General features: G+C 69.6%; 20 protein-coding genes. 8 read left to right on the plus strand and 12 right to left on the minus strand.

Annotated features, from left to right (window positions below):
- The 4 genes from ACFTZB_RS25920 to ACFTZB_RS25935 form a co-directional block, all read left to right on the plus strand.
- On the plus strand, positions 1-374 hold a 374-nt coding region (locus ACFTZB_RS25920; protein WP_378435442.1), incomplete at its 5' end, for an enoyl-CoA hydratase-related protein.
- 47 nt (positions 375-421) lie between these two features.
- Positions 422-1,309, plus strand: a complete 888-nt coding sequence (locus ACFTZB_RS25925) for a LysR family transcriptional regulator (protein ID WP_378435444.1) — start codon at positions 422-424, stop codon at positions 1,307-1,309.
- A 4-nt stretch (positions 1,310-1,313) separates the two neighbouring features.
- The gene (locus ACFTZB_RS25930) at positions 1,314-2,192 is read left to right on the plus strand and encodes a LysR family transcriptional regulator (RefSeq protein ID WP_378435446.1); all 879 of its coding nucleotides are present in this window, start codon (positions 1,314-1,316) and stop codon (positions 2,190-2,192) included.
- Between the two features lie 144 nt (positions 2,193-2,336).
- Positions 2,337-3,164 (plus strand): enoyl-CoA hydratase/isomerase family protein, encoded by an 828-nt coding sequence (locus tag ACFTZB_RS25935; RefSeq protein ID WP_378435448.1) that lies wholly within the window; start codon positions 2,337-2,339, stop codon positions 3,162-3,164.
- Here the strand turns inward: ACFTZB_RS25935 and ACFTZB_RS25940 are convergent, their stop codons facing one another.
- From ACFTZB_RS25940 to ACFTZB_RS25965, 6 genes are all read right to left on the minus strand, one after another.
- Positions 3,165-3,797: a Dabb family protein gene (locus tag ACFTZB_RS25940; protein WP_378435450.1), complete on the minus strand. Its 633-nt coding sequence runs from the start codon at positions 3,795-3,797 to the stop codon at positions 3,165-3,167.
- Positions 3,790-4,143: a hypothetical protein gene (locus ACFTZB_RS25945; RefSeq protein WP_378435452.1), complete on the minus strand. Its 354-nt coding sequence runs from the start codon at positions 4,141-4,143 to the stop codon at positions 3,790-3,792. Before ACFTZB_RS25945 ends, ACFTZB_RS25940 begins: the two co-directional genes overlap by 8 nt.
- A 79-nt stretch (positions 4,144-4,222) precedes the next feature.
- A complete protein-coding gene (locus ACFTZB_RS25950; RefSeq protein WP_378435454.1) occupies positions 4,223-5,872 on the minus strand; it encodes a class I adenylate-forming enzyme family protein in 1,650 nt (549 codons plus the stop codon).
- 17 nt (positions 5,873-5,889) lie between these two features.
- Complete coding sequence (locus ACFTZB_RS25955; protein ID WP_206013239.1) at positions 5,890-6,654, minus strand: SDR family NAD(P)-dependent oxidoreductase; 765 nt, start codon at positions 6,652-6,654, stop codon at positions 5,890-5,892.
- Positions 6,655-6,688: 34 nt separating this feature from the next.
- On the minus strand, positions 6,689-7,822 hold the full coding sequence (locus ACFTZB_RS25960) for a thiolase family protein (RefSeq protein ID WP_378435457.1): 1,134 nt from the start codon (positions 7,820-7,822) through the stop codon (positions 6,689-6,691).
- Between the two features lie 84 nt (positions 7,823-7,906).
- Complete coding sequence (locus tag ACFTZB_RS25965) at positions 7,907-9,235, minus strand: MFS transporter (RefSeq protein WP_378435459.1); 1,329 nt, start codon at positions 9,233-9,235, stop codon at positions 7,907-7,909.
- Between the two features lie 212 nt (positions 9,236-9,447).
- On the opposite strand from ACFTZB_RS25965, the gene ACFTZB_RS25970 reads away from it, so the two are divergent.
- The 3 genes from ACFTZB_RS25970 to ACFTZB_RS25980 are packed head-to-tail and all read left to right on the plus strand — an operon-like array spanning position 9,448 to position 12,628.
- Positions 9,448-10,641, plus strand: a complete 1,194-nt coding sequence (locus ACFTZB_RS25970) for an acyl-CoA dehydrogenase family protein (RefSeq protein ID WP_378435461.1) — start codon at positions 9,448-9,450, stop codon at positions 10,639-10,641.
- Between the two features lie 17 nt (positions 10,642-10,658).
- Positions 10,659-11,816: an acyl-CoA dehydrogenase family protein gene (locus ACFTZB_RS25975; protein ID WP_219459362.1), complete on the plus strand. Its 1,158-nt coding sequence runs from the start codon at positions 10,659-10,661 to the stop codon at positions 11,814-11,816.
- Positions 11,817-11,863: 47 nt separating this feature from the next.
- Positions 11,864-12,628, plus strand: coding sequence for a trans-aconitate 2-methyltransferase (locus tag ACFTZB_RS25980; protein ID WP_378435478.1), 765 nt, complete (start codon positions 11,864-11,866; stop codon positions 12,626-12,628).
- A gap of 7 nt (positions 12,629-12,635) precedes the next feature.
- Here the strand turns inward: ACFTZB_RS25980 and ACFTZB_RS25985 are convergent, their stop codons facing one another.
- From ACFTZB_RS25985 to ACFTZB_RS26010, 6 genes are all read right to left on the minus strand, one after another.
- Positions 12,636-13,577 (minus strand): TAXI family TRAP transporter solute-binding subunit, encoded by a 942-nt coding sequence (locus tag ACFTZB_RS25985; RefSeq protein ID WP_378435464.1) that lies wholly within the window; start codon positions 13,575-13,577, stop codon positions 12,636-12,638.
- Positions 13,574-14,989, minus strand: coding sequence for a sensor histidine kinase (locus ACFTZB_RS25990; RefSeq protein WP_378435466.1), 1,416 nt, complete (start codon positions 14,987-14,989; stop codon positions 13,574-13,576). Before ACFTZB_RS25990 ends, ACFTZB_RS25985 begins: the two co-directional genes overlap by 4 nt.
- Before the next feature lies 1 nt (position 14,990).
- The gene (locus ACFTZB_RS25995) at positions 14,991-15,650 is read right to left on the minus strand and encodes a response regulator transcription factor (RefSeq protein WP_378435468.1); all 660 of its coding nucleotides are present in this window, start codon (positions 15,648-15,650) and stop codon (positions 14,991-14,993) included.
- 15 nt (positions 15,651-15,665) lie between these two features.
- Positions 15,666-17,033, minus strand: a complete 1,368-nt coding sequence (locus ACFTZB_RS26000; RefSeq protein ID WP_378435470.1) for an MFS transporter — start codon at positions 17,031-17,033, stop codon at positions 15,666-15,668.
- Positions 17,034-17,172: 139 nt separating this feature from the next.
- The gene (locus ACFTZB_RS26005; RefSeq protein WP_378435472.1) at positions 17,173-18,327 is read right to left on the minus strand and encodes a CaiB/BaiF CoA transferase family protein; all 1,155 of its coding nucleotides are present in this window, start codon (positions 18,325-18,327) and stop codon (positions 17,173-17,175) included.
- Positions 18,324-19,496 (minus strand): acyl-CoA dehydrogenase family protein, encoded by a 1,173-nt coding sequence (locus tag ACFTZB_RS26010; protein ID WP_378435474.1) that lies wholly within the window; start codon positions 19,494-19,496, stop codon positions 18,324-18,326. The genes ACFTZB_RS26005 and ACFTZB_RS26010 overlap by 4 nt, the downstream gene beginning before the upstream one ends.
- A 148-nt stretch (positions 19,497-19,644) precedes the next feature.
- On the opposite strand from ACFTZB_RS26010, the gene ACFTZB_RS26015 reads away from it, so the two are divergent.
- On the plus strand, positions 19,645-20,463 hold an 819-nt coding region (locus tag ACFTZB_RS26015), incomplete at its 3' end, for a LacI family DNA-binding transcriptional regulator (protein ID WP_378435476.1).

Consider the following 20,463-nt stretch of genomic DNA (forward strand, 5'->3'; position numbering starts at 1 on the left):
GGGGCCTCGCCGCGGCCGCCGGCGGTCTGCTGCGGCTCCCGAAGGTGCTGCCCTACCCGATCGCGATGGAGATGGCGATCACCGGCGATCCCCTCACCGCCGAGGTCGCGCACGCGCACGGACTCGTCAACCGGCTCACCGAGCCCGGGCAGGCCCTCGCCGCCGCCCGCGACCTGGCGGCCCGGGTCGCCGCCAACGGTCCCCTCGCAGTCCGGGCCACCAAGCAGGTACTCGCGATGACGGCCGCCTACACCGACCCCGACGCGTTCGCCGGGCAACGGCGCTTCCTCGATCCGGTGTTCGCCTCCGAGGACGCCCAGGAGGGTGCGCGTGCGTTCGCGGAGAAGCGCCCGCCGGTGTGGCGTGGCCGATAGCCGCATGACCGGCACAGCCCGCGTCACAGCTTCCGTACGATGACGGCGTGGACCTGCATCTCGTCACCTACTTCGTCGCGGTAGTCGATCACGGCGGGATCACCAGGGCCGCGCAGTCCCTCTACATCTCGCAACCGTCCCTTTCGCAGGCGATCCGCACCCTCGAACGCCGCCTCGGTGTCACCCTGTTCGACCGCACCGGGCGGCGTCTCGAACTGACCGAGGACGGCCGCACGCTCGACGTCGCCGCCCGGCGCATCCTCGCCGACGTCGAGCGGGCCAAGGCCAAGGTCGCTGCGGTGCGCGAACTCGTGTCCGGCCGCGTCGACGTCGTCACGTACGCGGCGTTCTCGATCGATCCGATCGTCGACCTGGTGCGCCGGTTCCGTGAGCAGTACCCCCGGGTGACGGTCCGCGTCATCGACGCCGACGGCCCCACCGGGGTCCTCGGTGCCCTGCGCCGCGGCGAGGCCGAACTCGGGGTGATCGACCTGTCCGTCGACCACAGTGCACTGCACGCGGTCCCCATCGGTGATCAGGAACTGGTACTGGCCCTGCCCGACGCCCTCGCCGACACTCTCCCGGATCCGGTGCCCCGCTCGGCGGTCCGGGACATTCCCCTGATCCAGGATCTCGGGGACAAGAGCGACGCGGGCCTGATCACGGATCTCGTGGGTGATCCCGCGAACGTCGTCGTCGACTGCACCCACCCGGGCGCGACGTGGGAACTGGTGATGCGCGGCGCGGGGGCCACCGTCCTGCCCCGCCTGGTCGCGGAGGAACAATTGCGCGGGGTCGCGATCCGGTCGATGACGCCGAAACTGACCCGCCCCGTCGGACTCGTCCAGCGGTCCGGCCCGGGATCGCCGGCGGCCTCGGCGTTCGTCTCGATCGCGCAGGCCACCCAGGCCACAGGCACTCGAGAGGGGAACTGACCACATGGAGTTGCGTCAGGTCGAGTACTTCCTCGCCGTCGTGGAACACGAAGGCATCAACGGTGCCGCCGCGTCACTCGGCGTCGCACAACCCACCATCTCGCAGGCACTGCGCGGGCTCGAGCGGGAACTGGGCGTGCAACTGTTCCACCGCATCGGCCGCGGCATGGTGCTCAGCGCCGCAGGCCGCAGCTTGGTCGGGCCGAGCAGGCAGATCCTGCGCGACGTCACCGCCGTCGAAGACCTCCTCGCCACCTCCGACGGGGCACTGTCCGGCCGGCTCGACGTCATGGCGTTTCCGGCGCTGGCGATCGGTCCCCTCGTCGACCTCGTCACCGAATTCCGACGAACCCACCCGAACGTGCTGGTGCGCTTGGGCGAATTGAAAGACGAGGCCCAGGCCGGCTCGCTGATCGAGGACGGGCACTGCGAATTCGTGGTGGCCCACCTCCCGCTCGACGACGCCCGGCTGGACGTCCTCGAACTCGGCGAACAGGAGTACTGGCTCGTGTACCCTCCGGGCACCGACCTGCCGGAGGGCCCGGTTCCGCTCGCCGACCTCCCCGACGTCCCGATGGTGTTCGTTCCCCGCGGCCACTCCGTCGCGGACGAGATCGAGGAATCGATCCGCCACGCCGGGGCACGACCGCACCTCGCGGCGCTGTCCGATCACCGTGAGGCGCGACTTCCCCTGGTACTCGCCGGGATCGGCGGGACCCTGCTGGAACGGTCGATCGCGGACGCGGCCCGGGATCGCGCCGTGGTCCGCCGGGCGGAGCCGACGATCGCCCGCACCTTCGGGATCGCGTTCGACCCCGACATGCTCTCCCCTGTCGGGCACGCGTTCGTCGAACTGGTGCGGGCGCACACCTCGAAGACCTGAACACAGCCCATAGGTTTCACCTCATCCTGCGTGTCCCAGAACGATATTGCGACGGGGCGCCTCCGGTGATCGACTGACGGGGAGCGGCACGGCGCCGGCCACCCCGGGCGTCGCCGAGAACCGCGCCCACGTCTGGAGCCGCGCATGAGCATCGAATCCCTCCCCTCCACAGCAGGACCCGCAGCCGCCGAATCCGACATCCTGGTCGGCCGGGACGGCGCGGTCGCGACGATCACGCTGAACCGGCCCACCCGGCGCAATGCGATGACCCTCGACTCGTGGATCGCCTTGCGCGAGGCGCTCGCCGAACTCGCCCTCGACGACGCCACCCGCGTCGTGGTCCTCACCGGTGCGGGCAGCGACTTCTGCACCGGCGCAGACCTCGACAAGCGCGCCCCGATGCACCCGCTGACCCGGATGCGCCAGATCAACGCGACGGCGCTGGCGGTCGCGGAGTTCCCCAAACCGCTGATCGCGAAGGTGCGCGGCTACGCCGTCGGAGCCGGCTGGAACCTGGCGCTGCTGTGCGATCTGCTCATCGCCTCCCGCGACGCACAGTTCAGCCAGATCTTCGCCAAACGCGGCCTGTCGGTGGATTTCGGCGGCTCCTGGCTCCTGCCGCGCATGGTGGGACTGCACCGCGCGAAACGCTTGGTCATGCTCGCCGAGATGCTCGACGCCGAGCAGGCGGACGCGCTGGGACTCGTCAGCGAACTCGTCGAACCGGAAGAACTGGACGCCACGGTCGCCCGGTTCGCCGCCGGCCTCACGCGATCGCCGACCGTGGCCGTCATGCAGTCGGCGCGACTGATCGAGGACGGCACCACGTCGTCGCTGCGGGACGCACTCGAGAACGAGGCCCGTTCGCAGGCGGTCAACTTCGCGACCGACGCACCCGCCGCATTGCGCGCCTTCGTGGAAAAGCGTCCGCCCACCTTCAGCGGGGAATGGCAGGTGCCGCAACCGTCGTAGTCAGATGAGCGCACCGTCGATCGCGCAGAAGCTGTGGCACAGCCGGGTGACGATCCGCGACCCGCGTTCGGGGTCGAACCACCGATCGATGTGCGCCCAGTGGTAGGGGTGCGTCATGTACGGCCCGGACAGTCCGTCGAGGTCGGCGTACTCCTGCTCCCAGACGTGGGTCCACCGCGCGGCGCCGGCCGACTCGTGCACGCGGCTCAGCTGTGACGTCCCGACGGTGCGGATGTAGTCCGGCATGGCCCGCGTCTCGGATTCGAACTGCTGCACCGCTGCCGGGTCGGCCGAATCTTCGACCGAGACGAGGAGCGTCCGGTACACGGCCGGTACGAGAGCGCGTGGGGCGGGCGCGGGCACGCCCGTGTAGGCGACGCTGTCGACGTGCCCGATCTCGGGGACGGACAGCTGTGCGGTGATGTCGGGTTCGGCGGCGCGCCAGTCGGATTCGTCGTCGAACTGGAGGTGCGCGATCACGTCGCCGCCGTTGATGCCCCCGGGCAGTGTCGGTGCCACGAGAACACGCCGGGCCCGGGGAGCCGCGACGTCGTGCAGCCTGCCTGCCAGCGACGCAGCGGCGCTGCCGTCCGAGTCCGCGACGAGGTGAATGAGCGTGGTCACCTTAAACATCGGTCGCGACCTCCACGTCCGCGGGCGCGCAGGAGACAGTGCGTCGCCGGGTGGTGAGAAGCTCGTCGGCGTCCTCCCACCAGCGGAGCACCTCCGCGTCATGGCGTGCGAGCAGGCTCTGGTGCCACCAGGCGCGAGCGCCGCGCACGGTCCAGCTGACACTGACGGTGTTGGACCGGTCCTCCAGCCACACCGGCGGGGAGACGAGCACGCGGTCGAGGGTAAGCCCGCGCGCCCGCGCGCCGGGCGCATAGCGTTCCAGGTAGGCGGCGAGAAACGTGCGCGCCCGACCGGGCGTCACCACCATCTCGTCGACGACGTACACGATCGGCTCGGCCGCAACCATCAGCGCTCCCTCCTTCCCGCTACCAGGACGGTAGGGGACGGAGGGAGCGCGTCACAGAGTTGCGTCCACCCAGCGGGAGCTACGTCGCCGCGGCCGCGAGTTGCTCGCGCAGTTTCGTCTTGAGGATCTTCCCGGCCGCGGAGGTCGGCAACTGCTCGACCACCACGACGTCGCGCACTTTCTTGTACGGCAGCACCCGCTCGGCGACGAACGCGGACACCGCATCCCCGTCGACCGTCACACCCGGCATCGGCACCACGAATGCCACCGGCTCCTGGCCGACGCTGCCCGCCTCCCGGCCGACGACGGCGGCGGAGGACACGTCCGGGTGCGAGACGAGGATCTCCTCGAGCTCGCGGGGATACACGTTGTAGCCCTTGTAGATCAGCATGTCCTTGGTGCGGTCGCAGATGAACAGGTACCCGTCCTCGTCGAGGTAGGCGATGTCGCCGGTGTCGAGCCAGCCGTCGACGAACTGCTGCGCCGTGATCTCCGGGTGGTTCAGGTAGCCATCCGTGACCTGCGGTCCGCGGACCCACAGCTTGCCGCGGTCGCCGGCCTCCAGTACGGCACCGGAATCGTCCTGGGCGCGGATCTGCACCTCGGTGTCGAAGACAGGCAACCCCACACTGCCGAGTTTGTAGGCGACGGAACCGGTCAGCGGTGCGGAGGCGACCAGGCAGGTTCCCTCCGTCAGCCCGTACCCCTCGACCACGCTCGCCGACGGGAACGCCCGGCCCAGCGCCTCGAGCGTCACGTGATCGATCGGTGCGGCACCCGAGGAGACCACCCGCACCGAATCGGTGTCCCGGGTCGCGGCGTCGGGATGCGTGGCGACCGCGTGCCACATCGCCGGGCTCCCGGTGATGTACGTGGCGCGGTGCGTTTCGATCAACTCCAGCATCCGGCCGGGCTCGAAGCGTCCGGCGAACACCTGCGTCGCCCCGCACAGCAGCAGGAACGACATGTTGATCAGCGCGTGCGCGTGGAACAGCGGCGACACGACGACGGTCGCGCCGGCGCCGGGCACCACCCCGCGGTCGCCGAGACTCTCGAGGGGACGCAGTTCGAGTCCGCCGTCGTCGGTGGCCCGCACCTCGTGGCCCGCCCGCCAGGCGATCATCTGGGTGACGTTGGCGAGGACGTTGCGGTGCAGCACCCGCACCCCCTTGGACAAGCCGGTGGTGCCGCCGGTGTAGGCGAGGTGGGCGACGTCGTCACCGGACACCTTCGGGGCGAACGGCGCGGCGGTGTACCCGCGGACGAACTCGTCGAACCCGAACTGGCCGCGACCGACGCCCACGGGGAGGCCGGCCACCACGATGGTGCGCACGGTGGTGCCGCTCGCCGCCTCGGTGAGGGTGTCCAATTGCCCGGGCTGGGTGACCGCGGCGACCGCCCCCGTGTCGACGATCTGCGAGCGCAGGCCGGGGCCCGGCTGCAGCGGGTTGACCAGGGTGACGGTTGCGCCGGCCCGCAGCGCGCCGTAGTAGGCCACCACGAATTCGATGCAGTTGCCGAGGTGCAGGAGCACCACGTCGCGCTCGGTCACCCCCGCATCCCGCAGCGCGGCGGCGAACGCGGCCGAGCGCTGGTCCAGCTCACGGTAGGTGCACACCGTGTCGCCGTCGACCACTGCGGCCTTGTCGCCGTACAGGTTCGCCATGCCGGGCGGAAACGCCGCCAACGTCAGTTCGGGGTAATGCAATGCCGGTGCAGCAGAATTCACGTCGGGTCCTTAGTTCGTCAGCGAGGTGCCATGCGGATGGCGCCGTCCAGGCGGATGGTCTCGCCGTTGAGGTAACCGTTCTCGAGGATCTGGCAGGCGAGCTGCCCGAACTCGCTCGGCTTGCCCAGACGCGACGGGTTCGGCACCGACTTCTCCAGCGACGCGCGTACGTCGTCGCGCAGCCGGGCGAGAAGCGGGGTGTCCATGATCCCCGGGGCGATGGTGCACACCCGGATGTTACGGCTGGCGAGGTCCCGGGCCGCGGTGACCGTCATGCCGACGATGCCTGCCTTCGATGCGGTGTAGTTGATCTGGCCGATCTGGCCCTCGAACGCGGCGACGGACGCCGTCAGCACGACCGCGCCGCGCTCGCCGTCGATCTCCTCCTGCCGCGCCATCCGCTCCGCCCCGAGCCGCAGGGCGTTGAACGAGCCGACGAGGTTGAGCCGGATCACGAACTCGAAGTCCTCGACGGAGCCTGCCTTGCCGTCGGAGTCGAGGATGCGCATCCGGCGTCCGGCGCCTGCGCAGTGCACGAGGCCGCGCAGTCCGCCGCGGTCGTCGGCGACGTCGAGTGCGGCCGCGAACTGCTCGGAATCGGTCACGTCGGCGGGGGCGAACTGGGCGGCGCTGCCCAATTCCTTCGCGGCCGCCTCGCCATCGGAGTTCGGCAGGTCGATGAGCGTGACCTGAGCGCCCGCGTCGACGAGCCGGCGGGCCGTCGCCAGTCCGAGACCGGACGCGCCGCCGGTGACCGCGGTCGAAATTCCCTTGAGTTCCATCGTGCGTGTGTTCCCTTCGAAAGATGTTGCCGGATCAGAGAAGTTCGAGAATGGTGGCGTTGGCGAGGCCACCCGCCTCACACATCGTCTGCAGTCCGTACCGAATGCCGTTGTCCCGCATGTGGTGGACGAGCCTGGTCATGAGGATCGCCCCGGAACCGCCGAGCGGGTGCCCGACGGCGATGGCGCCGCCGAGCGGATTGAGGCGGTCCTTCGCGGCGCCGGTCTCCGCCTGCCATGCCATCGGGACGGGAGCGAACGCCTCGTTCACCTCGAATGCGCCGATGTCGTCGATCTTCAGTCCCGAGCGGGACAGTGCCTTCTCCGTCGCCGCGATGGGTCCGGTCAGCATGATCACCGGGTCGTCGCCGGCGACGGCGCACGTGTGGATGCGGGCCATCGGGGTCAGGCCCAGTTGGGCGGCCTTCTCGCTCGTCGTGACGAGCAGCGCACCGGCGCCGTCGGAGATCTGTGAGGAGTTGCCGGCGTGGATCACGCCGTCCTCCTTGAAGACGGTCTTCAGCTTGCCGAGCGATTCGAGGGTGCCGCCGCGGCGGATCCCCTCGTCGCCGGCGAGGACGTCGGAGAGCGGTGCGAGTTGCCCGTCGAATGCGCCCCGGTCCGCGGCGTCGGCCGCGAGTGCGTGGGATCGCAGCGCGTACTCGTCGAGCGCCTGACGGGACAGCCCCCACTTCTCGGCCATCATCTCGGCGCCGGTGCCCTGGCTGAACCCGCCGACGCCGTACCGGTCGAGGACGGCCGCCGGGAAGTGTTCGCCGTTCGTGCTGGCGCTGCCCATGGGAACCCGGCTCATCGACTCCACACCACCGGCGACGACGATGTCCTCGTGGCCGGCGATGACGGTGGCGGCGGCGAAGCTCACAGCCTGCTGGCTCGATCCGCACGCCCGGGTGAGGGTGGTGCCCGGCACCGTTTCGGGCCAGCCTGCGGCGAGCACGGCGGTGCGGGCGACATTGCCAGCCTGCTCCCCCACCTGGCTGACGCAGCCCCAGACGACGTCGCCGACCTGATCCGGGGAGAGTCCGGTGCGCGCCGCGAGGGCCTCGAGGACGTGCGCCGACAGATTTGCGGGGTGGATTCCGGACAGGGAACCGCCACGCCGCCCGATGGGCGTGCGGACGGCGTCGACGATCACTGCATCGCGCATGGTGTGTTCCTTCGATCTGAGGGGGTGACTCGAATCAATCACGGGCGAAGTCGTCAGCACAACGACTTTCGGCCGATCGCAGCGTTAGTTCGTGCCTATGTCCGCGGCGACGCCCCGCACCAGCTTCTTGTCGCGCTCGGGGTTCGCGAAGAGCAGCGCCCCGACGGCGCACACGGCGGCGACGAGTCCGAGGGCCTGGAACGCGGTGGCGTACCCCTCGGCGGGCGAGGCGGCCGCGTCGACGATCAGACCGGTCGCGTACGGGGCGACGAGACCGCCGATCGCCATGACCGCGAGGAAGACGCCCAGGGTGCCGGCGGTCTGGCGGGGCGGGCAGATCTCCGAGATCGCTGCGTTGAGCAGCGGGAACACCGACGCCGCGAAGCCGTAGCCGACGGAGACGACGAGGACGGCCACCGCGGGCGCGGTGATGGACGGGAGGGCCAGCAGGATCGCACCGCAGATCAGCACCCCGACGGCGGGGACGACGACGCGGACCACGCGGGACGTCGAGCCGCGGGCGAGCAGTCGGTCGCCGACCACGGACGACAGCAGCATCAGGATCAGCCCGGCGATGCTCGGGAACGCGAACATGGAGCCGGCCTGCAGGCGGCTGTACCCGAGGCCCACCTCGAAGTACGACGGCAGCCACGTCAGAACCACGGCGACCAGTGCGTACACGCTCATGACGAGAAGTGCGCCGCTGATGAACGTGCGGGTCCGGAAGATGCGACCCCACGGCACCGCCGGTTCGCCTGCGTCACCGGCGGCGCCGGAATCGGCGCCCTTGCCGCTGCGGATGTACGGGCCTTCGCTCCAGACGGTGAGCCAGACGACGCACCACAGAACTCCGATGGCTGCCAGCGCGACCAGCGCGTAGCGCCACCCGAACGTGACGGTCACGAACGCGAGAGCAGGCGCGACGGCGATCTTCGCGATCGACGCGGCGCCGGCGAGCAGAGCGCTCGGAAGCCCGCGCCTGGCAGGTGCGTGCCAGGAGTATGCCGCGGTGTGCAGCAGAGCGGAACTCGGGCCTTCCGCGAGCCCGAGCAGCAGGCGGCTGATCAGCAGCACCGCGAAACTCGCGACGACCACGAGCGGGAGCACCGCGACGGACCAGGCGATGGCGAGCAGCAGCAGCGCCCATCGCAGCGACATCCAGCGGTTCAGCGCACCGGCGAAGAACCCGCCGACGGTGAAGGTCAGGAAGAAGAGGCTTCCCACCAGCCCGATCTGCGAGGCGCTCAGCCCCAGCTCGTGGGCGAGGGGCTGGGCGATGATGCCGAGGACGGCCTTGTCGGCGTAGTTGACGACGTAGAGCAGCACGAGGAGCGCGGTCAGGCCCCAAGCGCGGCTGCGGGACTCGGAACCGATGGCGACGGCCCGGTCGAGGGTGGCAGTGGAGCGGGTCACGTGGTGATCCCTTCGAAGAATGTGGTGGCGTGGGTCACAGTGTCACGGCCCATTCAACGGACCGGGCAGCCCCCGATCAATACGCACTCGGCGAAGGCACCGGCTACGTCTGCCTATGAGTCGCCGAGGTGCGGGTGCATTGGACTGCGCTATCCGACCGATAGCCCGAACACCTCTGGAAGGGCACCCGTGGATCGGGCATTCTGAATTCCATGAGCCGCCTCGCCCACACTCTCGATCTGACCGAGTTCCAGACCGAGATCGTCGACACCGTTCGCACTTTCGTCGATCGCGACATCATCCCGGCCGCACAGGAACTCGAACACTCGGACACCTACCCCCAGGCCATCGTCGACAAGATGCGCGACATGGGCCTGTTCGGGCTGATGATTCCCGAGGAGTACGGCGGGCTGGGCGAATCGCTGCTCACGTACGCGTTGTGCGTCGAGGAGCTCGCCCGCGGCTGGATGAGCGTGTCGGGTGTGATCAACACCCACTTCATCGTCGCGTACATGATCCGTCAGCACGGCACCGACGCCCAGAAGAACCACTATCTGCCGCGGATGGCGACCGGCGAGGTGCGCGGCGCGTTCTCGATGTCCGAGCCCGAGCTGGGTTCCGACGTCGCCGCGATCCGGACCAAGGCCAAGCGCAACGCCGATGGCAACTACGTGATCAACGGCCAGAAGATGTGGCTCACCAACGGCGGCAGTTCGACTCTCGTCGCCGCATTGGTGCGCACCGAGGAAGGCGCCGCCAAGCCGCACGACAATCTGACCACGTTCCTGATCGAGAAGCCCGCCGGTTTCGGCGAGGTCCTCCCCGGACTCACCATCCCGGGGAAGATCGACAAGATGGGCTACAAGGGCATCGACACCACCGAGCTCGTGTTCGACAGCTACCGCGCGGCCGCCGGCGACGTCCTCGGCGGGACCCCGGGCCGCGGGTTCTCCCAGATGATGGACGGCGTCGAGGTCGGCCGGGTCAACGTCTCCGCCCGCGCGTGCGGAGTGGCGATCCGGGCGTTCGAGCTCGCCGCCCGATACGCGCAGCAACGCAGCACGTTCGGCAAGCCGATCGCGGAGCATCAGGCGGTCGCGTTCAGCCTCGCCGAGATGGCGACGAAAGTGGAAGCCGCGCATCTGATGATGGTGAACGCGGCCCGCCTGAAGGACTCCGGGGAACGCAACGACGTCGCAGCGGGCATGGCCAAGTACCTCACCAGCGAGTACTGCTCCGAGGTGACCCAGGCCAGCTTCCGCATCCACGGCGGCTACGGGTACTCGAAGGAGTACGAGATCGAGCGCCTGATGCGCGAGGCACCGTTCCTCCTCATCGGCGAGGGCACCAGCGAGATTCAGAAAATGATCATCAGCAAGGGCGTACTGCGCAGTTACGCACTGTAATCCGAAGGAGAAAACCCGTGCAGCGTACGGTGTTCAACGAAGATCACGACGCGTTCCGGAAGACGATCCGCGACTTCATCGCCAAGGAAGTCGCGCCCGTCCACCACGACTGGGAGGGCGAAGGGCATCCGCCGCGCGACTTCTACCGCCGTCTCGGCGAGCTCGGCGTGCTCGGGATCCAGGTGCCGGAGGAGTTCGGCGGCGGCGGTGAGAAGAGTTTCAAGTTCGCCGCGGTGGTCGGCGAGGAGACGGCGGCCGCCGGCGTCACGTTCGGCAGCTATTCCGTGCACACCAACCTGATTCTGCCGTACCTGCTCGAGTACGCCAGTGACGAGCAGAAGCAGCGGTGGCTCCCCGGATTCGCGTCCGGTGACATCATGTTCGCGATCGCGATGACCGAACCGGGCACCGGTTCCGACCTCGCGAACATCGCGACGTCGGCGAAGCTGTCGGCGGACGGGTCGCACTACGTCCTCAACGGCGCGAAGACGTTCATCACCGGTGGCGCGCTCGCCGACCGGATCCTCGTGGTGTGCCGCACCGCGCCCAGCACTCCCGAGGACCGCCGGGCCGGTCTGACGATCCTCGTCGTCGACACCGCGTCCGAGGGTTTCGCGGTGGGCCGCAAGATCGAGAAGATCGGCCTGAAGGCGTCGGACACCGCCGAATTGTCGTTCACCGACGTGCAGGTGCCGGTGGCGGACCGCCTCGGCGAGGAGGGGGCCGGTTTCAGCTACCTCACCCACAACCTCGCGCAGGAACGTCTGTCCATCGCGCTCGGCGGGTCGGCGACCGCGGCGGCGGCGTTGCAGCACGCGATCGCGTACGTCAAGGAACGCAAGGTGTTCGGCAAGCCCGTCGCGGCGTTCCAGAACACCAAGTTCGTGCTCGCCGAGTGCGCCACCGAGGTCGAGGCGATCCAGTTGATGGCCGACCGCGCACTCGAACTGCACGACGCGGGCGAACTGACGGTCGCCGACGCCGCGAAGGCGAAACTGTTCTGCACCGAGGCTGCGGGCCGGGTCATCGACAAGTGCCTGCAACTGCACGGCGGGTACGGCTACATCCTCGAATACCCCATCGCGCGCCTGTACGCGGACACCCGCGTGTCCCGCATCTACGGCGGGACGAGCGAGGTCATGAAGACGATCATCGCGAAGGATCTCGGCCTCTGACCCCACACACCAACAGTATGGGCGTACTGTTTGAAGGCGTGGACGACATCTGGGATCCGGACAAGTACCTCGCCTTCGCGGACCATCGGGGGCGCCCGTTCTACGAGTTGCTGACGCGTGTCGACGCGCGGTCACCCCGCCGCGTGGTCGACCTCGGCTGCGGACCGGGAAACCTGACCGTCAGCCTCGCCCAGCGGTGGCCGGACGCCGTCCTGGAGGCGTCCGACAGCTCACCCGAGATGGTCCGGGCCGCGCGTGACCGCGGCCTCGACGCCGCCCGGCTGGACGTCCGCGACTGGACGCCGCAGCCCGACACCGACGTCGTCGTCTCCAACGCCGCCCTGCAATGGGTGCCCGAACACCGGGAATTGCTGCGCCGCTGGCCGGCACAGCTGCCGCCGGGGGCGTGGATCGCGGTGCAGGTCCCCGGCAACTTCGACGCGCCCTCGCACGCGATCGTCCGCGACCTCGCCGGGACCGAGCGGTGGTCCCGGTGGTTGACGGACGTGCCGTTCCGGGCGGACAACGTCGTCGACGATCCCGTCGGGTACGCGGGCCTGCTCGCGGACGCCGGATGCGCCGTCGACGCCTGGGAGACCACGTACGTCCAGCAGTTGACCGGGGAGAACCCGGTGCTCGAGTGGATCACCGGCACCGCGCTCCGACCGGTCAAGGATGCCCTCTCGGCGCCGGACTGGGACCGCTTCCGCGAGGAACTCGTCCCGCTCCTCGACGAGGCGTATCCCCGGCGACCGGACGGGAGCACATTCTTCCCGTTCCGGCGCATCTTCGTCGTCGCCCGGGTGCAGTAGGACCGGCTCAGCCGTGGTGCCTGCGGTATGCGGCGGCCGCTCCGGGGTGCAGCGGCACGCCTGCGGTGACGATCAGCGACTGCCGGTCCAGGAACTGGCTGCCGGTCGCCTGATCCGGCACCAGTTCCGCGGCGTGGTCGATGAGCACCTCGACGATCGCGCCCGCGGCGCCGTCGGACACCGCCGGATCGGCGAGCAGCAGGTTCGCGAGACCGATCGTCGCGACCGACGTCTGCTGTCCGTACGTGCCGGGCGGAATCAGCACCGGCTCGTAGCGTGGGCCGAACCGCACCCGCAGTCGTTCCAGTTCGGCGGACAGGTCGAGCAGTCGCAGCGGGATCCCGAGATCCGCGAACGACGGCGTCGGCACCCCGCCCGCCCACAGCACCGCGTCGACGGTGCCGTTCCGCAGGGCCTGCCCCGCATCGGTCATCGACAGGTGCAGTCGCGTCACGTCTCCCGGACCCGCCAGTCCCAGGACGTCGAGGATGCGTTCGCCCGTCAGTTCCGCTCCGGAGCCTGTGGCGCCCAGACTGATTCGGGCGCCCCGCAGCTGCGAGGTGTCCGCGATCCCGGAATCGGCACGCACCGCGAGCTGCATGTAGTTCTCGTACACCTTGCCGAGGGCGGTGAACGCGGCGCCGGCCTCCATGGCCGACACGGCGGCGTCGGCGAGACTCAGCGCCAGTTCCGCCTCCCCCGACGCGAGCGCCGCCAGATTCTCCATCGACCCCGCGGTCCGGACCGGGACGATCCGCACCGGCAGTGCGGCACGTTCCGCGGCCGCGGCCGTCAACTGGGCGAACTCCCAGAAGAATCCGCCTTCTTCACCCGCGGCGAGTCGCAGCGGATCACCGCCGCTGCCCGAGCATGCGGAGAGACCCGCGCCCGTGACGGCGGTCGCGCCCGCCGCGAGGACGCCGCGCAGTAAGGCTCGTCGCGTGATCACGGTGCCACCGCCGGAAGTGTCAGCGTCACCCGGAGCCCGTGTGGCTGCTCCGCGGCGATCGTCAGCGTTCCACCGCCGCCCTCGACCAGTGCGGTCGCGATCGACAGTCCGAGCCCGGTGCCCTGCTGCGCCGCCCCGGACCCGCGGAAGAAGCGTGACGACAGTTTGCCGATCTCGTCCTCGCTCACCCCGACCCCGTCGTCGCTGACCCGGATCTCGATTCCGGCGGCGGACCGTCCCGTGTCGATCCGGACCGTCGAACCGCGACCGGCGTACGCGTGCGCGTTGCTGAGCAGGACGTCCAGGACCTGGGACAGGTGACTGTCCCGGAAGTCCGCGGCCAGCGGCTCGGCCGGCGGCCGGAACACGAGGGCCATCCCCGATTCGCCGAGCGCCTCCGTCCAGGCGTCGGCACGGTCCGCGAGGACGGCACCGACGTCGCACCCGCCGCGCGCGGACTCGTCCTCGCCGGCGTCGGCGGGTGATTCGGCGACGGCGAGCGCCAGCAGTCCGTCCAGGATTCCGCCGAGCCGATCGACCTCCATCCCCGTCCGGCGGTACGTTTCGGCACCGGCCTCGGCGACGTGCGGCCCGAGGGAGTCCAGCCGAATGTGCAGGGCCGCGAGCGGGTTTCGGAGTTGATGGGCGGTGTCGGCGATCAGCTGACGCTGAGCCTGACCGGACGCCTGCACGGCGCCCGACATGGTGTCGAACGCCTTCGCGAGTTCCTGCACCTCCGGCGGTCCGCTGTACCGGCCGGACGGCCGCCCCGAGACGCGACCCGACCGCGGGCGCGGGGACGGGACCGCCTCGGTGAGGGCGCCGACCCTGGCGGTGAGCGCCCCGAGCGGGCGAACGGTCCACCGGGACAGGGCGATCGCGACGGCCGTGACCGCTGCCAGCGCGCCGAGCGCCCCCGCGACGATCACCAGCCACGACGTTCGGATGGAATCGCGTGCGGCGCGGGTGGACACGTCCAGGACGACGGCGCCGTCGACCTGCGCCCCGGTGCCGACGGGCACAGCCGACAGCACGCGGTCCGCCGACCACGGGGTCAGCGAACCGCTGATCCCCTGCTTCTGGTTGCGCAGTCCCGCGGTGATCGCCGCGGCGACGGCGGAGTCGTCCGGCGACAGTCCCGCCCCTGCGCGGACGTTGCCCCTGGTGTCGACGATGAGGACACCCTCGCCGTACAACTCGTGGTAGCGGGCCACCTCCTCGCGCAACAACGTGGCACTCCCCGGGGCCTGCGTCTGCCCGGCGAGGCCGGCGAAATGCGTCGCGTCCGCCTCCCTGCTCAGCCGCAGGGCCTGCGTTCGCCCGGCGCTCGTGGCCAGCGCCAGCGGGACGGCGAAGGCCACCACCGCGACGGCCGCGAACACCAGCAGGACCGCGAGCACACGCCGGCGCACGTCACGTACCCCAGCGGTAGCCGTACCCGCGGATGGTCGAGATAAGCCCGGGGCGGCCGAGTTTCGCCCGCAACCCGGTCATGTGGACGTCCAGGGTGCGGGAGATCGCCACGTACGCGTCGCCCCACACCGCGTCCATCAACTGCTGACGGCTCACCGCGGCGCCGGGGCGGGTGACGAGCACCTCGAGCAGCTCGAACTCCTTGGCCGTCAAAGAAACCGGAGCGCCGCCGACCTCCACCTCACGCGCCGCCAGATCCACCACCACATCACCCTGGGTGACCGTCTGCGCAGACGAAGGTCCGGTCGCCCGGCGGCGCTGGGTCACGACGTCGAGCCGCGCCAGTAGTTCCGCGAGCCGCGCCGGTTTGACGAGATAGTCGTCCGCGCCGCCGCGCAGTCCCCGCACCACCGACCGTTCGTCGTCGCGGGCCGTGAGGATCACCACCGGAACGTCGCTGACCGCCCGCAATTGCCGGAGCACCTGCAGGCCGTCCGCGTCGGGGAGACCGAGGTCCAGGATCACCGCGTCCACACCGCGATGGCCGAGAAGGAGATCGGAGCCGCGGCGCATCCGCACCGCCTGGTGGCCGTGGGTTCCGAGCGCCTCCACGAGTGCGTCGCCGACACCGTCGTCGTCCTCGACCACCGCGATCTGCACGTCACTTCCCTTCGATCAGCTCCGCGAGTCGACCAGCTCGACGTCGTCGTCCGGAGTGTCCTCCCGGCTGGTCGTCCGGTCGAGGGGCGAACCGTCCGAAGTCTCACGCATGAAGAAGTAGACGACGAGCGAGATGGCGATACACCCGGTCACGTAGTAGAAGAATAGCGATTCGTGGCCGGCCCGCTTCAGGGCGAGGGCGACGGTCTCGACGGTTCCGCCGAAGATCGCCAACGTGAGGGCATACGGCAGGCCGACGCCGAGCGCGCGAACCTTGGTCGGGAACAGCTCGGTCTTCACGATCGCGTTCACCGACGTGTACCCGGTGACGACGATCAGTCCCAGCATCATCAGCGCGAACGCGAGCACCGGGTTCGTCGTCTTCCCGAGCACGGTCATCAGCGGCACGGTGAGGACGGTTCCGCCGATGCCGAAGAAGATCAGCAGCTTCCGGCGGCCGATGCGGTCGGACAGTGCGCCGCCGATCGGCTGCAACACGATGAACACCAGCAGGGCCGCGAAGTTGATCCACGCCACCGTGTCCTTGGAGATGCCGGACGTGTTGATCATGTACTTCTGCATGTACGTGGTGTACGTGTAGAACGCCACGCACCCACCCAGCGTCAGCGCGCACACGAGCAGGCACTCGCGGGGGTACTGCAGCAGCATCCGGAGCGAACCCTCCTTCGGGCCACTGTTCGGCACGTCGTTCTCGCGTGTGGCCTCCACCTCTTCGGTGAACGCCTCCGACTCGTCCATCGTGCGACGCAGCCACATCACCGCGACGGCACCGGCGGCGCCGATGACGAACGGGATCCGCCAGCCCCACGACTGCATGGCCTCCGCCGGCAGTGTCAGCTGCAGGACGATCTGCACACCCAGTGCGATCAGCTGCCCGGCGACGAGCGTGACGTACTGGAAGCTGGAGTAGAACCCGCGTCTGCCCGGCGAGGCGACCTCGGCCAGGTACGTGGCGCTGGTGGCGTACTCGCCGCCGACCGACAGTCCCTGCAGCATCCGGGCGATCACCAGCAGCACCGGTGCCACGATCCCGATGCTCGCGTACGACGGCGTGACGGCGATGACGAGCGAACCCGCCGCCATCACCGTCACCGACAGGGTGAGCGCCGACCGGCGACCGCGGCGGTCCGCGTACCGTCCCATGATCCAGCCGCCGATCGGCCGCATGAGGAACCCGACCGCGAAAACCGCTGCCGTGGACAGCAACTGCGCGGTGGTGTCGCCCTCGGGGAAGAACTCCTTCGCGAAGTACACGCTGAACGCCGCGTAGACGTACCAGTCGTACCATTCGATCAGGTTGCCGACCGAACCCTTCAAAACATTGCCGATGACTCGGCGCTCACCCGTCGATGTGGTGCTCACGCGGGACTCCTCTCGATGCCCTGGATCTCTGCGTTCACACCACAGTGGGTCACGTCACATCGATACGGAAGAGCCGCGGAGCCTTCCTAACACTCCCTTAGGAAAGAGCCGCCTGTGAGTACTTGTTAACCGCGGGCGGTTAACAAGTACTCACGGCTGGGGTGTCCTCGCCCAGCCGCGGCGGCGCGCTGCGATAGCTCGCCGGGGTCGCGCTGAGCCGGATCGGGTTCGCCACCTGCCGCACCGGCCGGTCCCTTCGCGGGTCGTCGATCTCGACCACCGGGTTCAGCCCGAGCCGCTCGGCGAGCGCGACGGCGTCGGCGATGTCGTTGAGCGGCCCGCACGGGACGCCCTGCTCGGTGAGCTTCTCGAACCACACGTCCGCGGAGTCCGCGGACAGCGCGTCGGTGATGTCCCGGACCAGTTGCTCACGATGCGCCACCCGTTGCGTGTTGGTCGCGTACCGCTCGTCGCCGGCGAGTTCGGGAACACCGAGAACCTCGACGAGAGAGGCGAACTGACGGTTGTTCCCCACCGCCAGCACGAGCGGACGGTCGCCGGTCTGGAACACCTCGTACGGCGCGATGCTGGGGTGCCGGTTTCCCATCGCCTGCGGGACGACACCGGCGCCCACATACCCCGACGTCTGGTTCGCGAGGGCGGACAGCAGCGACGACAGCAGGTTCACCTCGACCCGCTGCCCCTTTCCGCTCCGGTCGCGGTGACGCAGCGCCGCCAGGATCCCGACCGCGGCGTGCAGTCCGGTGATGACGTCGACGACGGCCACCCCGACCTTCGTCGGAACGCCGGGTTCGGGACCGGTGATGCTCATCAACCCGCCGACGGCCTGGATCAGCAGGTCGTATCCGGGGAGGTTGTTCCGGCCGCCGAACCCCGTCACGGAGCAGTAGACGACGTCCGGATTGATCTCCCGCACGGCGTCGTAGCCGAGCCCGAGCCGGTCCATCGTGCCGGGCAGGAAGTTCTCCACCACCACGTCGGCCCGGGCGGCCAGTTCCCGCGCCTGTTCCAGGTCGACGGGGTCGCGCAGGTCCCACGCGACGGACCGCTTGTTGCGGTTGACGGACTGGAAGTAGGTGGACTCGTCGCCCACCCACGGCGGACCCCACTGCCGGGTGTCGTCGCCGACGCCGGCACGCTCGATCTTCACGACCTCCGCGCCGAGATCGGCGAGCAGCATCGTGGCGTACGGCCCGGCGAGCACCCGGCCGAAGTCGGCGATCAGCAGGCCGTCCAGCGAAGCAGTCCGGGCAGATTCGAGCGACCCGCTCACCGGAACGCTGCCTCGCCCGTCAGCGCACGGCCGATCACCAGCTGGTGCACCTCGGACGTTCCCTCGTAGGTCAGCACCGACTCGAGGTTGTTGGCATGACGGATCACGGGGTACTCCAACGTGATTCCGTTGGCGCCGAGGATGGTCCGGCACTCGCGGGCGATGGCGATGGCCTCGCGGACGTTGTTCAGCTTGCCCGTGCTGACCTGCTCGGGGCGGGCCTCGCCGCGATCCTTCAGACGTCCGAGGTGGTACGCCAGCAGGTGGCCCTTGCCGACCTCGAGGGCCATGTCGGCGATCTTCACCTGCGTGATCTGGTAGGCCGCCAGCGACTTGTCGAACACCTGACGGTCCTGCGCATAGGAGATCGCGGACTCCAGGCAGTCGCGGGCCGCGCCCATCGCACCGAAGATGATGCCGAACCGAGCCTCGTTGAGGCAGCCGAGCGGACCGGACAGTCCCTTGGCCTCCGGCAGCATCGCGGATTCGGGCAGCCGGACGTCCTCGAGCACGAGTTCCGACGTGACGGACGCGCGCAGCGACATCTTGTGCTTGATCTCGGGCGCCGAGAAGCCGGGGGTGTCGGTGGGCACGACGAATCCGCGGATGCCGTCGTCGGTGCGCGCCCACACGACGGCCACGTCGGCGACGGATCCGTTGGTGATCCACATCTTGGTGCCGTTGAGGATCCAGTCGTCACCGTCCCGCTTGGCATTGGTGCGCATGCCTGCGGGGTTGGAGCCGAAGTCGGGTTCGGTCAGGCCGAAGCAGCCGATCGCCTTGCCTGCGGCCATGCGGGGCAGCCATTCCTGCTTCTGATCCTCGCTGCCGTAGTGGTGGATCGCGTACATGGCCAGCGAGCCCTGCACGGACACGAGACTGCGGATTCCGGAGTCGACGGCCTCGAGTTCCAGGCAGGCCAGGCCGTAGGCGGTGGCGCTCGTGCCGGCACAGCCGTATCCCTCGAGGTGCATGCCGAGCACACCGAGTTCGCCCAGCCCTTCCGCCAGTTCGCGCACGGGCAGCGCGGCCGCTTCGAACCATTCGCCGATGTGGGGCCGGATCTTCTCGTCCGCGAATCGGCGCACGGTGTCGCGGATCGCGATCTCCTCGGTGTCGAGCAACGAGTCGAGGGCGAACAGCTGGGACAGGGTCTGCGAGTCGGACATGTGTTCCTCCACGGGGCCGGTGGGGCTGGTGTGCAAACGTTCGCGAGAACGATTGCACGAACGATTTCGTCACGTAGACTAAGTCGCGTTCCGGCGGACGTCAACCACGAGGCCGCCGGGTCCCCGACCCCGAGCGCGAGGATTGCCCGTGAACCTGCCGGATCGCCCGACCCGCACGTCCGGGCGTCCGCCGACCCTCCGCGAGATCGCCGAACGTGCCGGCGTCCACGTGTCGACGGCGTCGCGGGTGCTCCGGCAACCCGAGCCCGCCGACGGCTGGTCCGACGCCGCGCTGCGAGTGCGCGAGGTGGCGGTGGAACTCGGCTACCAGCCCAACCTGTGGGCCGCGAGCCTGCGCACCCGCAAGACCACCACCCTCGGCGTCGTCATGCCGCGACTCACCGACGGGGTGGTCGCGACGATGTTCCAGGGCATCGAGGAGACGGCCACGCAGGCCGGCTATTCGGTGCTGCTGTCGAGCCCACCCGACGACCTCGACGCCCAGCGCCGCGCCATCGAGTTCCTCGTCAGAAGGCAGGTCGACGGCCTGCTGCTCAGCAGCCTGCACAGTCCCGGCCGCGAGTTCGTCGACTCACTGTCGGTGGGGTCGCTGCCGATGCTGCAGCTCAATCGGCACGCCGACGTCGGTCTGCCGTTCGTGTCCGGTGACGACCACCGGGGCGGCTACCTCGCCGGACGCCACCTCCTCGACCGCGGGTTCACCGAGATCGCCGCCATCGCCGGCCCCGACCACGCGAGCACCTCCCGTGATCGGCTCGCCGGATTCCGGGACGCGCTGGCCGAGAACGGCATCGAACTCCGGCCGGAGCGCGTCGTCCGCTCCGACTTCGACGTGTCCGGCGGTGTCGCCGCCGCCGCCATTCTCCTCGAGTCGGATTCGCGCCCCGAGGCGATCTTCACCGTCAGCGACACCATCGCAATCGGCGTCCTCGGCGTCGCCCGCGAC

It is taken from the genome of Rhodococcus sp. NPDC057014, assembly GCF_042673295.1.
Classification (GTDB): Bacteria; Actinomycetota; Actinomycetes; order Mycobacteriales; family Mycobacteriaceae; genus Rhodococcus_F.